At 70.4% G+C, this 12,087-nt stretch carries 12 protein-coding genes and 2 pseudogenes; 3 read left to right on the top strand and 11 right to left on the bottom strand.

All coding sequences use genetic code 11. The features are described 5' to 3' along the window. Nucleotide 1: 1 nt before the first annotated feature. From ACZ4EF_RS32420 to ACZ4EF_RS32405, 4 genes are read right to left on the bottom strand one after another with little or no spacing between them, the layout of a single operon-like run. Nucleotides 2–1,342 (bottom strand): ATP-binding protein, encoded by a 1,341-nt coding sequence (locus ACZ4EF_RS32420; RefSeq protein ID WP_391046178.1) that lies wholly within the window; start codon nt 1,340–1,342, stop codon nt 2–4. Next, a complete protein-coding gene (locus tag ACZ4EF_RS32415; RefSeq protein ID WP_355342689.1) occupies nt 1,339–1,752 on the bottom strand; it encodes an anti-sigma regulatory factor in 414 nt (137 codons plus the stop codon). The genes ACZ4EF_RS32420 and ACZ4EF_RS32415 overlap by 4 nt, the downstream gene beginning before the upstream one ends. Continuing rightward, complete coding sequence (locus ACZ4EF_RS32410) at nt 1,749–2,153, bottom strand: STAS domain-containing protein (RefSeq protein WP_355342692.1); 405 nt, start codon at nt 2,151–2,153, stop codon at nt 1,749–1,751. The genes ACZ4EF_RS32415 and ACZ4EF_RS32410 overlap by 4 nt, the downstream gene beginning before the upstream one ends. Then, complete coding sequence (locus ACZ4EF_RS32405; RefSeq protein ID WP_355342695.1) at nt 2,150–3,004, bottom strand: STAS domain-containing protein; 855 nt, start codon at nt 3,002–3,004, stop codon at nt 2,150–2,152. The genes ACZ4EF_RS32410 and ACZ4EF_RS32405 overlap by 4 nt, the downstream gene beginning before the upstream one ends. 587 nt (nt 3,005–3,591) lie before the next feature. Between ACZ4EF_RS32405 and ACZ4EF_RS32400 the strand changes: the two genes are divergently transcribed. Beyond that, nucleotides 3,592–3,819 carry a hypothetical protein gene (locus ACZ4EF_RS32400; protein ID WP_467507709.1) on the top strand — a complete coding sequence of 76 codons (228 nt, stop codon included), beginning with the start codon at nt 3,592–3,594 and terminating at the stop codon, nt 3,817–3,819. Between the two features lie 112 nt (nt 3,820–3,931). Here ACZ4EF_RS32400 and ACZ4EF_RS32395 read toward each other — a convergent pair whose 3' ends face one another. The 3 genes and pseudogenes from ACZ4EF_RS32395 to ACZ4EF_RS32385 all read right to left on the bottom strand — a co-directional run bounded on the left by ACZ4EF_RS32395 (nt 3,932) and on the right by ACZ4EF_RS32385 (nt 7,028). Then, complete coding sequence (locus ACZ4EF_RS32395; protein WP_467507707.1) at nt 3,932–4,915, bottom strand: phosphotransferase family protein; 984 nt, start codon at nt 4,913–4,915, stop codon at nt 3,932–3,934. Between the two features lie 229 nt (nt 4,916–5,144). After that, nucleotides 5,145–5,315 (bottom strand): annotated as a pseudogene (locus ACZ4EF_RS32390) (MarR family transcriptional regulator); the annotation flags it as partial. Nucleotides 5,316–5,501: 186 nt separating this feature from the next. Continuing rightward, on the bottom strand, nt 5,502–7,028 hold the full coding sequence (locus ACZ4EF_RS32385; protein WP_467507706.1) for a multicopper oxidase family protein: 1,527 nt from the start codon (nt 7,026–7,028) through the stop codon (nt 5,502–5,504). A gap of 289 nt (nt 7,029–7,317) precedes the next feature. Here ACZ4EF_RS32385 and ACZ4EF_RS32380 point away from each other — a divergent pair, with 289 nt between their 5' ends. After that, nucleotides 7,318–8,145, top strand: a complete 828-nt coding sequence (locus ACZ4EF_RS32380) for a class I SAM-dependent methyltransferase (RefSeq protein ID WP_391162955.1) — start codon at nt 7,318–7,320, stop codon at nt 8,143–8,145. A 183-nt stretch (nt 8,146–8,328) separates the two neighbouring features. On the opposite strand, the gene ACZ4EF_RS32375 is transcribed toward ACZ4EF_RS32380, so the two are convergent. After that, entirely contained in the window at nt 8,329–8,940 is a 612-nt protein-coding gene (locus tag ACZ4EF_RS32375; protein WP_467507704.1) for a hypothetical protein, read from the bottom strand. Between the two features lie 904 nt (nt 8,941–9,844). Between ACZ4EF_RS32375 and ACZ4EF_RS32370 the strand changes: the two are divergent. Beyond that, nucleotides 9,845–10,690: pseudogene (locus tag ACZ4EF_RS32370) on the top strand (IS5 family transposase). A gap of 15 nt (nt 10,691–10,705) precedes the next feature. Here ACZ4EF_RS32370 and ACZ4EF_RS32365 read toward each other — a convergent pair. The 3 genes from ACZ4EF_RS32365 to ACZ4EF_RS32355 are packed head-to-tail and all read right to left on the bottom strand — an operon-like array spanning nt 10,706 to nt 11,903. Continuing rightward, the gene (locus tag ACZ4EF_RS32365; protein ID WP_391046191.1) at nt 10,706–11,005 is read right to left on the bottom strand and encodes a hypothetical protein; all 300 of its coding nucleotides are present in this window, start codon (nt 11,003–11,005) and stop codon (nt 10,706–10,708) included. A gap of 47 nt (nt 11,006–11,052) precedes the next feature. Continuing rightward, a complete protein-coding gene (locus tag ACZ4EF_RS32360; RefSeq protein WP_467345888.1) occupies nt 11,053–11,190 on the bottom strand; it encodes a hypothetical protein in 138 nt (45 codons plus the stop codon). Next, on the bottom strand, nt 11,187–11,903 hold the full coding sequence (locus ACZ4EF_RS32355) for a hypothetical protein (RefSeq protein ID WP_467507702.1): 717 nt from the start codon (nt 11,901–11,903) through the stop codon (nt 11,187–11,189). Before ACZ4EF_RS32355 ends, ACZ4EF_RS32360 begins: the two co-directional genes overlap by 4 nt. Nucleotides 11,904–12,087 lie beyond the last annotated feature (184 nt).

The following is a 12,087-nucleotide window of genomic DNA, read 5'->3' as shown; positions in this document are numbered from 1 at the left end:
CTCACTGGGCCGCTTTGGCGATCACTGCGCTGGCGTCGTCACGGCGGGTCGCGGCCAGGCGCAGCAGCCCCGTGGCGATCACCGCGGGCGGATGGTGCAGCATCCCGGCCAGATCGGCGCCTTTCCAGCGTTCGCTGAGCCCGTCGGAGTGCATCACCAGCGCCCCCTGTGCGGGCATCCGGTATTCATGGGTGCGCAGTTGGTGCGTCTGGTGGCCGACGATGCCGGGGTGGGACAGCAACGTGGTGCGGGTGGTCCGGGTGAGCAGGACCGCGGTGATGTTTCCGACGCCGCAGAACAGCACCCGCCCGTCGGGCTCGAGACGGGCGACGGCCACGGCGGCGCCGCGGGTGCCGCGTAGGGCGCGGTGCACTTCTTCCATCACCTGCTCGGGCGTATGACCGGATCCGGTGCGGAACGCCTGGACGGCCGCCTGTGCGGCCAGTGCGGCCAGCGGGCCGTGGCCCAGTCCGTCGCAGGACATGACGAGCAGGCCCTCGCCGGGCCCTGGCACGGCGCCCCGCACGGGCGCGGGACGTCCGCCTCCGCGCACCGACGCGGGACGTCCGCCCCCGTGCACGGGCGCAGGACGGCCGCCCCCGTGTGCCGACGCCGGACGGTCGCCTCCGTGTGCCGACGCCGGACGGCCGCCCGAACCCGGCCACGGACCGGCCCGGAGGCCGGCGTCCGCGGCGCTGACCGCGGTGGGACGGGGGCTGGTCAGGTCCGACCAACTGGGCGGTGCGCCGGCGGCCTGGTCAGGGGCTGTCGGCGCTTGGCCGCGCGGCGCCGTTGTCCGCGCGTCCATACGCGCGGCCCACGCGTCGCCGCAGGACTGTTCGCCGCTGATCGGGCGGGTGATGCCTCCGACGGCGGGTTCCCCGGCCGTGGCGGGCGCCGCGGAGCGCGGCCAGAAGCGGGCCAACTGGACGGTGCCGACGCCCGGTTGGGAGTGGATGTCGAAGGTGTCGGCGAGACGCTGTACGGCGCCCAGGCCGATGCCCAGCGTGCCCGCGGTCGACATCCCGTCCCGCAGGGCGGCGGAGACGTCGGCCATGCCGGGACCGCTGTCGACAGCGATCACCTCCACACCTGCCACCACGTTCCCCGCGGACTCGGCGTGGCTGCGCAGCACCCGCAGCAGCAGGGAGCCGTCGACGGCGTGCTTGGTGATGTTGGCCGCCAGTTCCGAGACGGCCAGGACCAACTCGGCGGTGCGCTGATCGCCCAGGCCGATCCGGCGGCCGAGCGCCGCCGCCGCGCCACGCGCGGCGTCGAGCCGGTCGCGGAACCAGGCCACGTCCTCGCAGTCGGCCAGCCCGGGGGAACCGGGGGTCGTCATCGGACCCACTTGGTGATGGTGACGGTGGTGCCTTCGCCGGGCGTCGTCTCCAGTACGAAGTCGTCGACCAGCCGCTTGGAACCGGGCAGTCCCAGGCCCATTCCGCTGTCCGAGGTCCAGCCGTCGGTCATCGCCAGGTCGATGTCCGCGATGCCCGGTCCGTCGTCGGTGAAGACGAGCCGCACGCCGCGCCGTCCGTGCTGCTCCACCAGCAGTGCGGTCATGGTGCCCCCGCCGCCGTGGATGAGGGTGTTGCGGGCCAGTTCACTGGCCGCGGTGATCAGCTTGGTCTGCTCCACCAGGGAGAACCGGCATTCCTGTGCCAGCGCGCGCACCAACTGGCGGGCCTGTACGACCTGGGTGGTGGCGGTGATCTCCAGTACCTCCGGGGTACGGGAGGCGCCGTTCATGCGTCAGCCGCTGCGTCCGGCACGGTGCTTTCGAAGCCGTGCCCGACGCGGTCGTGTTCGAGCATGCGCAGGCCCTTGTCCAAGGTGAGCGCGGTCCGTACGTTGCCGAGCGAGAGGCCGAGTTCGACCAGGGTGATCGCGACGGCGGGGCGCATGCCCACCACGACGGTCTGGGCGTCCAGCAGCCGGGCGAGGTTGGCGATGGTGGCCAGCATGCGGCCGACGAACGAGTCGACGATCTCCACGGCGGTGATGTCGATGATCGCCCCGTGCGCGCCGGTGTCCACCACCGCGGCGGCGAGGTCGTCCTGGAGTCGCATCACGGCCTGGTCGTCGAGGTCGGTCTGGATCGAGACCAGAAGTACCTGCCCGATCCGCAGGACGGGTACCTGCTCGCTCATCGGCCACCGGCCTGCGGTGCCGTACGGGAGACCGTGACTCCGGAACGGCGCAGCGCGTGCCGCAGGGCGTCCGCCAGCGTGGCCTTGGTGACGATGTCACCGAAGTCGATGCCCAGCGCCACGATGGTCTGGGCGATCTGCGGGCGGATGCCGGAGATCGTGCACTCGGCGCCCATGAGCCGGGCCGCCACGACGGTCTTCAGCAGATGCTGGGCGACCTCGGTGTCCACGGCGGGCACACCGGTGATGTCGATGATCGCCTGCTCCGACCCGGTGTCGATCAGTGCCTGGAGCATCTTCTCCATGACCACCATGGTGCGCGCCGAGTCCAGGGTTCCGACCAGCGGGACGCCGACCACGCCGTCCCACAGCTTCACGACCGGGGTGGACAGCTCCAGCAACTGCTCCGCCTGCGCCGCGATCAGCCCTTCGCGGGTACGGGTGTAGACCTCGATGGTGAACAGCCCGAGCGTGTCCAGCAGCGCGGCGAACTGCAGGTACGCCTGCGGGTCGCTGTCCTCGCCCTCCAGCGCCGGCGCCAGGACCTCCCTGAGCGCGAACACGCTCACGGCGGTCTCGGTGGGAGCGAAGCCCTGCATGGCCCGGTTCCGCGACAGTTCGGTCAGCAGCGCACGTACCTCGCCGAACGCCTCGTCGTGCCCGTCCACGCTCCCGCTGCCGAGCGCGGCCAGCAGCGCGGCGTAGATCTCCCGGAGCTCCCGCTCGACCTCGGAACGGCTCACCCGTCCGCCGAGCGAACCGGTCACCTTGTCGGCCCACTCGGCGGCCAGATCCTCACCCCGGACGGACAGCAGACCGATCAAGCGCTTAGCGATGTCTTTGCCAGCCACAGGGAATCCTCTCTCAACGGGATCAAGCGATCCTCGCGGAACTCTAAGCCATACGGGTGAGAGGCAGCCGGGTGATCCCCCGAGGCGCCGCCGCTCCGCTCCCCCGCGAAGCGACGCCCCTTCCGCCCCCCGTACCACCGACGATCACGAGAGACGCCAAGCCCACCAACCGGGTCAAACCCTTCTGGTCGACGGCGCCGAAGCCAAAACGCCCCGCCCCCCGAGCACGAGGCGGCGTCGCCGCCCCTCCCGCGCCTCGGCCTCTCCTGCGCATTGCGCCTCCCCCTGGCCGGGCGGCCTCGCTTCTCCGGCCGCGCACGGCCGTTCCCCGGATAACGCGGCTCATGTCATGAGGAAGGTCACGGCGAAGTTCTTCGCGGAGACGTATGCCGCTGGCGGGGCGCGGGATCTGCTCAATGGCGCTACGGCGCCCCTGAAGCAGACGGCATCCGACGGTACGGTCCGCACCGTGACCTACGCCGTCAACGGCTCCGGGGACCTGGCCTCGGTGAACGACACCCTCAACCGCACGACGTCCTTCGGCTACACCGCGCACAAGCTGACGTCGATCACCAGCCCAGCCGCCGGTGCGGCCCGGCGACTCGGTGGCCCGGCTGTCCTACCCCTCCGCGACGCGGACCCTGCTGGCCGCGCCCAACACCGACCAGGCCCAGCCGGTCGCCTCGGTGCCGCACACCACCTACGACCTCGCCGACCGGTGCCTCGCAGTCCGCGCTCTACGGCAACTCCGCCGCCGCCTGCACCGCGGGTCGGGGACCGGTTTCTCCTGGGGCCAACCTCGGTCAGGCAGTTGACGAGACGGTCAACGCCCACCGCTCCCGCGTGGCTGAGCCGCTTGCCGCAGCGGGAGACCGCCGCTGATCGCGTCCGCCCAGGACCGCTGGCGGCCGGGCCACCGGTCCGGATTCATGCGTACCGGTCGAAAAGGGCCTGGAGGTATCCCTCCAGCCGCCTGGTCAGCACGGTGGGGGTCAGATCAGCACGGCCCACCTCGCGCCAGGGGATGGCGACCTTCTCGGCGTCCGGAGCGAAGGCCAACGCGTCCAGCAGACGCCAGTAGAGATGAGCGGCGCGGTCCTCGGCCAGCGTTCCTCCCGCATCGAGGTAGCGGTCGGCGAAGCGCATGCCCGCGGGAACGCCGTGCAGCAGGGCCAGGGCCGTCGAGCAGTGGGCCACGTCCAGGTCGGCCGGCCCCCAGGAGGTCTCCACCCAGTCGACGACGCCGCTGATCCGCAGACCGTCGCCGTCACCCGTGAAGAGGACATTGCCGGGATGGAAGTCCCGGTGCAGGAAACAGGCCCGGTAGTCCGGGGGCTCGCGGCGGATCACGTCCACGGCCCGTTGCCACAGCTCAGGCCGCTCGGTGTCTTCGGGCGGGCTCACCCGCTCGGGAGAGGTCCACGCCTGATAGGTGCGCGGCCGGGCCTCCGCGGTCACCGGCAGCCGGTGGATGCGCAGCAATTGACGGGCAAGCAGTTCGGCACGCCGCTCGGCCCCTTCATCGCCCAGGCGCACGGTCCCGGGCAGCAGGGACATCAGCAAGGAGGGATGGTCGCAGTAGCGCGCCGTTGCGTCCACCGCCACAAGCGTGGCTGCGGGCACGTCCGTGTCGCCGAGCAGGCGCAGGACGGCTGCCTCGCGGGTCAGCAGGCCCTCCGCGTGCCGGACGAAGAAGGGCTTCGCAAAGGACCGCAGGACTAGTGAGCGTCGACCGCCCGGCCCGCAGATGCCCAGGCGGCGCATCTCCGACGTCCAGCCGCCACGCAACCGTACGACGTCCTCGATGCGCTCGGCCGCTGACAGCCCCTTCTCCACCCAGGCACGCGTCACACCCCAGCCCTGACCCTCAAGATCGGCACCGATGTGCCCGGCCCCCTCGCCCGAAACCATGACGGCAGGCTACCGACCTCACCGACGGACGCATCCCATGGCCACCGTGCCCACGACGGTCCCGTTCGCCCGCTCGGCGTGCGCCGCCTCGAACCTGTACCCCTCAGACGTCGATTCGACCAAGCCCAAGACGCTGGCCAGCGCCGCCGTCAACCGGCTTCTGCACCCTACGCACATGGTCTCCCCCGACCGGTTCGCAGGCAGGCCGAGAGGAAGAAGCCGGCCCGGAGGCTTTGCTGCGCTGGACGTTGGCGACCATCTTGCGCAGCGCCTTGAGCGCGGCTACGTACCCTTCGTCGCTGATGCCCTCGTGGACCACACCGCGCAGCTCGGTCACCAGCGCGCGCAACCTCGCCCTGGCAGCGTCCCCGGCATCCGTGAGCCGCAGAGCGCTGCCCGCTGCCCCGACCACCTGGTGGCGGGCACCGACGGGCGGTGTAGGCGGCGTCCAGCACGGTCGGGGTCTCCGGATCGCCCTCGGTCCGCTGGCCTGCGGTGAAGAGCGGCTCGACGGCCGGTCTCCGGGGCAGGGACGACCGAGGAGGGCCGGCCGGGCGTCGAGCAACAGGCTTGGTCCCCGCCCTGGTCAGGAGACGTATTCGATGAGTTGCATCATGCCGCGGTCTTCGTGCTGGAGGTGATGGCAGTGCACCAGGGCCCGGCCGGGAAAGTCCTTGAAGCGGACGCGGAGGGTCACCGAGCCGGACTTGTTGATGGCGACGGTGTCCTGCCAGACGGGTGTGTCGAGTGCGCGGCCGTCGACGGCGGTGACCAGGAAGTGGTTGGTGTGCAGGTGGAAGGGGTGATTGGCGTGGCTGGCGGAGTCGTTGGTGAGCGTCCATTCCTCGGTGTCGCCGAGCCGCAGCGTGTGGTTGACGTAGGAGGGGTCGAATCGCCCGTAGGTCGGATCCGACGGGTCAGCCGCGTCGCGGGTGGCGGGGGTCGCGCCGTCACCGGTGATGCGGAAGGCGTGGGTGAACGCCTGTCCGGGGAAGGCGTCCATGTCGCTGTGGAAGGTCAGGGCCCGGCGCCGGGTCACCTCGGCAGGGTCGATGAACGGCGCGGGGCCGGGCAGCTCGGTGGGCAGGTCCATCCGTACGCCGGGTCCCGACTGCACGGTCACGGTGGCCAGCAGGGTGTCCCCGGCCATGATCCGGTAGTTGCCCGGGCGCTGTGCGCGGATCATGACGTCCGCGCGGTTGCCCATGGCCAGGGTGACGCGCTCGCGCTCCACGGGCCGGGTGAAGGCGATGCCGTCCATGGCGATCTGGTGCAGGGTGTGCCCCTCCACCTCGATCGGCAGGACGGTGAACGCGGAGGCGTTGACCAGGCGCCAGCGCTGGACCTCGCCCACCCGCAGCCGCACCTGCGGCCGGTAGTTCCCGTTCACGACGAAGGTCGAGGGAACCGAGCTGAGATCGTCCTCGGCGTGCAGGTCGGGTACCTGGCCCCGGGCGAGCTTCAGTTCGCCGACGCACATCACCAGGTCGCTCGCGGCGGCCACCTGCGGGACCTGGTCGATGGCCCCCTCGACGATCAGGGCGCCCACCAGCCCGCTGGACAACTGGACGGCGGCTGCTCCGTGTACGTGGGGGTGGTACCAGAACGTGCCGCCCTCGTGATCCGCGGGAATCTCGATCCGGCTGCGGTAGCTGCGCGTGTTCAGGCCGTTGCGCGGGTCGTAGGGGGTGAACTCGCGGAAGACGTTGTCCGCGTTCCCCGTCGGCGAGACGTGCAGGCCATGAGTGTGAACATTGATCGAGTTGAACTTGTGCGGGACGTTGTGGTCGGCGTGGGAGGTCTGGTCGGGGTTGGGCGGCAGGTCGTTGACGTGCTCCAGGTCGAGGACGTCGCCCGGGCGCAGCCGAAGTGTCGGCCCGTTCACATGCCCGTTGTAGAGCCGGAGGTTGACGTTGCCGACGCCGGGCAGCACGCCGCGGGTGAACGCGACCCGCAGAGAGGTCGACAGGACGCCGCCCTTGGAGCGGATGACCGGCGGCTGCGGGAACGGCGCGGGCGCGGCTGCGGCCCGGGGCGCGAGCAGCGCCCCCGTCGCCAGCGCCGGGGCCGACGCCAGCAGCGCACGCCGGCTGACACCACGTGATGAACCCATGAAACGCCTCCACACGATGCCGACCAATGTCGCGTCAAGCATCGCGAAATGCGCAAATGCCTACAAGCACGACACGCCTGACCCTTGATGCGCCGCGTCACTCCGGGAAGCTCTGGCCGTCGGCGCCGACCCGCCGCACCTCGCCCCGGCCTTCCACCTGTCCCACACCGCCGCGACCGCTGCGGGGCCGTCGCGCAGGGCAGACAGAGAGGACCGACACGGCTGCTGTCGAGGAGCCGCCGTTAAACCAGTGGCGTCCCCGTGGACGAACCTCATAGCTTGTACGCCCATGACCGATACTCCGGAGATGCGCCCGAATCCGCGCGACCTCGGCCGGGTGTTCAACGACGTGCCGGAGCTCTACGACCGGGTCCGGCCGGGCTACCCCGACGAACTGTTCGCGGACCTTGTCGCCGTCACCGGCACGGACGACAGGTCGTCGGTGCTGGAAGTGGGCTGCGGCACCGGTCAGGCGACGCGCTCGCTGGCAGCACTCGGCTGCTCAGTGACCGCCGTCGAGCCGGGCGCGGAGATGGCCGCGCTCGCTCGCCAACGGATCGCGTCCTTCGGCAACGTCGACGTCGAGACGTCGACGTTCGAGGAGTGGGACGATCGCGGCCGACGCTTCGACGCTCTCGTGGCCGCGTCGTCGTGGCACTGGGTCGACCCGTCGATCGGCTGGCAACGGGCGCACGACGTGCTCCGTCCCGGAGGCTGGATGGCGGTGCTCGGCCACGTCGTTGTCCGCCGGCCGGGAGAGCAGGAGCTCTACGCCGAGACCGCCGATCTCCACGAGCAGCTCTGCCCCGGGAACCCCGACTGGCGTCGTCCTCCCCTGGAGGACGAGGTGCGCGCCACCGACCAGGGCTGGGGCCTGGTCGACGATCCCGGAGGACTGTTCGGCCCCCCGATCGTGCGCTGGTACCCGACCGTGCAATGGTTCGACGGAGACGGCTTTGCCGATCACCTTCGCTCGTTGTCGCTGTACCGGAGGCTCGACCGCGACATCCGTGAGCCCCTGCTCGACGCGGTAGCCGAGCGCGTCCGCACGCGGATGGGCGACCGAGCAGCACGCCGCTATCTGAGCGTCCTCCGGGTCGGACAACGCGCCGAGTGAGCCACCCGCGCCGTGCGCGCGGATCGGCCGTGGACTCGACCGTGGGCGTGGAGATTCCGCATCGCGACGACTGGGCGCGCTCCACCGAATGGCGGCGGGCCCAGGCATTTCCCGCGAACAGCGGCTCGACAGCGCCCCGCCGCGCCTCCCCTCGCGCGGCAGGGCATGTGGCACCCGTTAGCGCTACTTGTCGAGGTAGTCCCGGGCTGCATCCAGCGTCCCGGCGACGTAACCGCCGACCGGCAGGTTCAGCCCCTCGTACTGGCCCTCCTCGTCCAGGCTGCCGTCCGGCTGGTAGAGACGCACGATCGGCGTGGGAAGCTCATTGCGATCCAGCGGCGGATCCCACCCGACGACCCGGCCGAGGTAGGACCGGTCGTCGTCACGGGCCGCGTAGTACAGCAGGTAGTGCGCCGGATCGACGTAGAAGGGTGCCGCGGGGTGCTGTCCCGGCCCGCCGGTCTGCGGCTGCGGCCACTCCCCGGTCGTGGATGCCGCCCGCCACGCCTTTTCGACGTCCTCGGCGGTCCGGCCGATCCACCACCGCTCGGTCACCTCACCCAGCGAGACGTACTCGGGCTCGCCCTCCACCCCGCCGGTGCCGACGAAGCGCACGACCGGCTCGACGGCAGAGGTGTTGATGGGATGCAGGTACCGGTAGAAGGCCACGACGCGCCCCACCCGCAGGTGGCCGTCCCGGTCCTCGCCGTAGAAGAAGCGGCCGTGCCGGTAGTAGGTGTCGGTGATGTCCTCGTAGACCGGCCAGTGCTCGAAACGGGGATTCCGGTAGTGCATCGTGATCTCCCTGTGGTCGCCGCAAAGCACCACAGGGTACTGCCCGGAGGCTCAACTCACCTTATTGCGCAGGTAGTTCACCGACAGCCCCGGGCCGCGCGGGCTCACCGCCGGTTGAGACGATCTTGGTCCAGGGTGAAGTGGCGCTGACCTGGTCGGCGGGCCCTTCGTGCACCGTCGGGACGACAGGATGTGAACCTGCGACTCCTTGATCACCAAATCGCGAAGTCCTCCATCGCTCACCACCGCGCACCGCGTGTGGTCCCCGGTTGCTCCCTGGCAACCTGGGCCCGCGCCTCACAAGACGTCCCTTTTCTGGTCTGCCTCACATGGCAGCATCTGACAGTCGAACATCGCCGCCGTGTCCCAACGCCCCGCACGCAATGCGTTGTTCAGGGCGGTCGCGAGACTCGGTCCAGCGCCAAGGGGCTGGACGTAGTGGGCACTGTCCGTGCCCGCCGTGCCCGCGTGGAACCCCATGCAGCGGCGGGCTGTACTCGGTTGGAGTAGGCGATGCCGATGTGGGGGCGCAGCGTCGGGGTGGGGTGTAGGCCGGGCAGCCCCGCGGCGCGAGTCGACGTGTCGAGATGGGAGTGGAGCCGACGGACGGGGGTCCAGGGTGCAAGGCTGTATCGGACGGCGCCGCAGGAGCCTGTCATGGGGATGGCGTGCACGGTAGCCGCCGACGGCAGGTTGTGTCCGGCCAGGTCAACGAGACGGGCGAGTTGGTGTTCGGTGACGTCTTGGGCCCGTCCGATGCGGCCGAGAGCAAGGTAAAGGCCGGTGCGGTCGATGGCGTCGAAGCCCAGACCGGTGAGGACGGTCCGGCAGCGCTCTGCCTGGTCTGCTAAGAGCTGTCCGGCCGATCATGTGACCGTCGCCTGATCTGCTCGGTGTTCCCGTTATGGGGCGGGGAGAACGCGGCGATCTGTCGGACGCCGAGTGGGAACGGCTGCGGCCGTTCTTGCCGGTGAGCAACGGTCGGTGGGAAGACGGTCTACGACCGCCATCGGCTGTGGTCGGCCGACGGTACCTGGGAACGCCTGATGCGGCAGGTCCAGCCGCAGCTGACGCGGTGGGCGAGATCGACTGGGCCGTCTCGGTGGACTCCACCATCGTGCGCGCGCATCAGCACGCGGCCGGCGCCGGCACCGACCCGCCGCCGGGCCTTGCCGACTCAAAGGGGGACGGGGGCCCTGGAACACCAGGACGAAACTCCGTGGCAGAGCCTCGTCGGCCGCCCGGCGGAGGTGGTGCGGGAGGCGAGAGCCTGGGGCGCTCGTGCGGCGGCTTCACCAGCAAAATCCACTTGAGAGCGGACGGCTTCTGCCATCCGTTGTCCCTCATCGTCGCGCCGGGGCAGCGGGCCGACTGCACCCCGTTCATTCCAGTGCTGGAGAAGATCCGGGTTCCGCGGCTCGGGTCGGGCCGGCACCGTAAGAAGCCCGACAGCGCCGCAGTCGACAAGGCCTACAGCAACGGTCCTTGCCGTCAGTACCTGCGGCGGCGCGGCATCCGGCACACGATCCCGGAGAAGACCGACAGCCAGGCTGCCCGCCTGTGCAGGGGATCGCGAGGCGGACAGCCACCCGGCTTCGACAAGGAGCGGTACAAGAGCCGCAACACTGTCGAGAGGGCCATCAACAAGCTGAAGAACTTCCGCGCTGTCGCGACCCGCTACCACAAGCGCGGCTACGTCTTCCTCGGCACCGTCACGCCAGCCGCCCTTGTCATCAGGCTCCGGACCTGACCGCGTGTCATGACATCAACCCACCAAAGCTGCCGGCGCAAGTACTAGGCCGGCTGCCGTCATGAAGTCCTCAAGGCTGATGACGCCGCTGCCGGTGCCGTCGTCCCATTCGGTCAGGAGCCCCGAGCGACCCTCGTTCCAAGACTCCGGACTGTCATCAAAGTCAGGGCCGGGGTGCCACTCGACGCTGCCCTCGCCATGCCGGTATCGGAGATACAGGTAGTGGCCGTCCGCCGTCCAGGCATCCCACTGCGATGGGCAGCCAGAACACGTCTGCACGACCCGCGTCAGCTTTCGACCTTCATCCATACTCATCCGACGATGGTCGCGCAGCAACAGGCGCCCAGCAATCGACTTCGATCTCATGCAGCAGCAGCCGCACGCACGCCATCAATGATCGGCCGGACAGCTCCTAGGTCCGGGGCATCGGTGAAGTGCACGAGCCAGTAGTAGGCGCGTGTCGCTTCGGTCCAGCCCGGCCCGTCCCAGTGGTTGGTCATGACCTCCACATCGGTGAACGCGGCCCAGTCGTGTGCGGCCACCGATGCCGTACTGTCGAGGTCGGGCGGCGGGTCGGCGGGTCGGCGGGTCGGCGGGAAACGGCCGCTTGTCCGGGCCGGTCCGCACGTGCTGATGTCCCTCCCTCGACCGGCTTTGCGATCATGGTGGCAGGTGTTGCGAAGCCGGCGACAGCAGGGGTCGCGGACCAGGCTCTGAGGATCTCGGTGTCGTCCTGGACCGAGGGCAGTTCTGACCAGCGGGCGGTGGCGCGGGCTGCGAGTTCGTGGGCGCGTGTGACGACGGACGGGATCGGCGGTCCGGCGGGCTGCCGGATGGCGGCGGCCCACAGTTCCATCGCGCGTTCTACGTCCCGTACGGCCAGGTAGGCAGTGGCGGCGTCGAGGCTGACGAGTGCGCGGCTCCACGGGTCTGCCGGAACCTCGGCGAATTGCCCGGCGCGGAAAAGGGCTTGCGAGCTGTCGCCGAGGGCCAGGTGGGCGGTCGCGGCGCTGGCGCGGGTACGGGTCAGGCCGTAGGGGGACAGCGAGACGCACGGCGTCATGGTGTCGGGAACATCGTGCCGTTCGGCGAGCTCCTCGGCGCGGCTGAGGACGTGGTGGACGCCGGTCCGGTCGCCCCACTGGCATGCGCCCGATACGAGAACTGGCGACCGCCGGTCCACTGGACCGCCGTCCTGATCTTCGTGGGACACGACCAACGGAAACGGCCCATTCACCCTGCCCGGAGGCCCCGTCGCCGAGAACCCGCAGCCTCAGGAAAACCGCCCCCAGGGCTGCGCGCCGCCACGGCCGAAGGCCGCGAGACGCCGGAGCGGGCGCCGCCCGAAGGCCCCAGCATCGCTGACGTGGACGAACCGGCCGTCGACTGCCGACAGC

It is taken from the genome of Streptomyces sp. NPDC025721, from assembly GCF_055558595.1.
This window is presented reverse-complemented; position numbering and strand designations above follow the sequence as displayed.

What these genes read in the sequence shown, in the direction of transcription:
- ACZ4EF_RS32385 (WP_467507706.1), bottom strand. Translation starts at nt 7,028, where the DNA reads ATGGGTTCATCACGTGGTGTCAGCCGGCGTGCGCTGCTGGCGTCGGCC.
- ACZ4EF_RS32360 (WP_467345888.1), bottom strand. Translation starts at nt 11,190, where the DNA reads ATGACCAACCACTGGGACGGGCCGGGCTGGACCGAAGCGACACGCGCC.
- ACZ4EF_RS32365 (WP_391046191.1), bottom strand. Translation starts at nt 11,005, where the DNA reads ATGAGTATGGATGAAGGTCGAAAGCTGACGCGGGTCGTGCAGACGTGT.
- ACZ4EF_RS32375 (WP_467507704.1), bottom strand. Translation starts at nt 8,940, where the DNA reads ATGCACTACCGGAATCCCCGTTTCGAGCACTGGCCGGTCTACGAGGAC.
- ACZ4EF_RS32380 (WP_391162955.1), top strand. Translation starts at nt 7,318, where the DNA reads ATGACCGATACTCCGGAGATGCGCCCGAATCCGCGCGACCTCGGCCGG.
- ACZ4EF_RS32420 (WP_391046178.1), bottom strand. Translation starts at nt 1,342, where the DNA reads ATGACGACCCCCGGTTCCCCCGGGCTGGCCGACTGCGAGGACGTGGCC.
- ACZ4EF_RS32395 (WP_467507707.1), bottom strand. Translation starts at nt 4,915, where the DNA reads ATGGTTTCGGGCGAGGGGGCCGGGCACATCGGTGCCGATCTTGAGGGT.
- ACZ4EF_RS32415 (WP_355342689.1), bottom strand. Translation starts at nt 1,752, where the DNA reads ATGAACGGCGCCTCCCGTACCCCGGAGGTACTGGAGATCACCGCCACC.
- ACZ4EF_RS32410 (WP_355342692.1), bottom strand. Translation starts at nt 2,153, where the DNA reads ATGAGCGAGCAGGTACCCGTCCTGCGGATCGGGCAGGTACTTCTGGTC.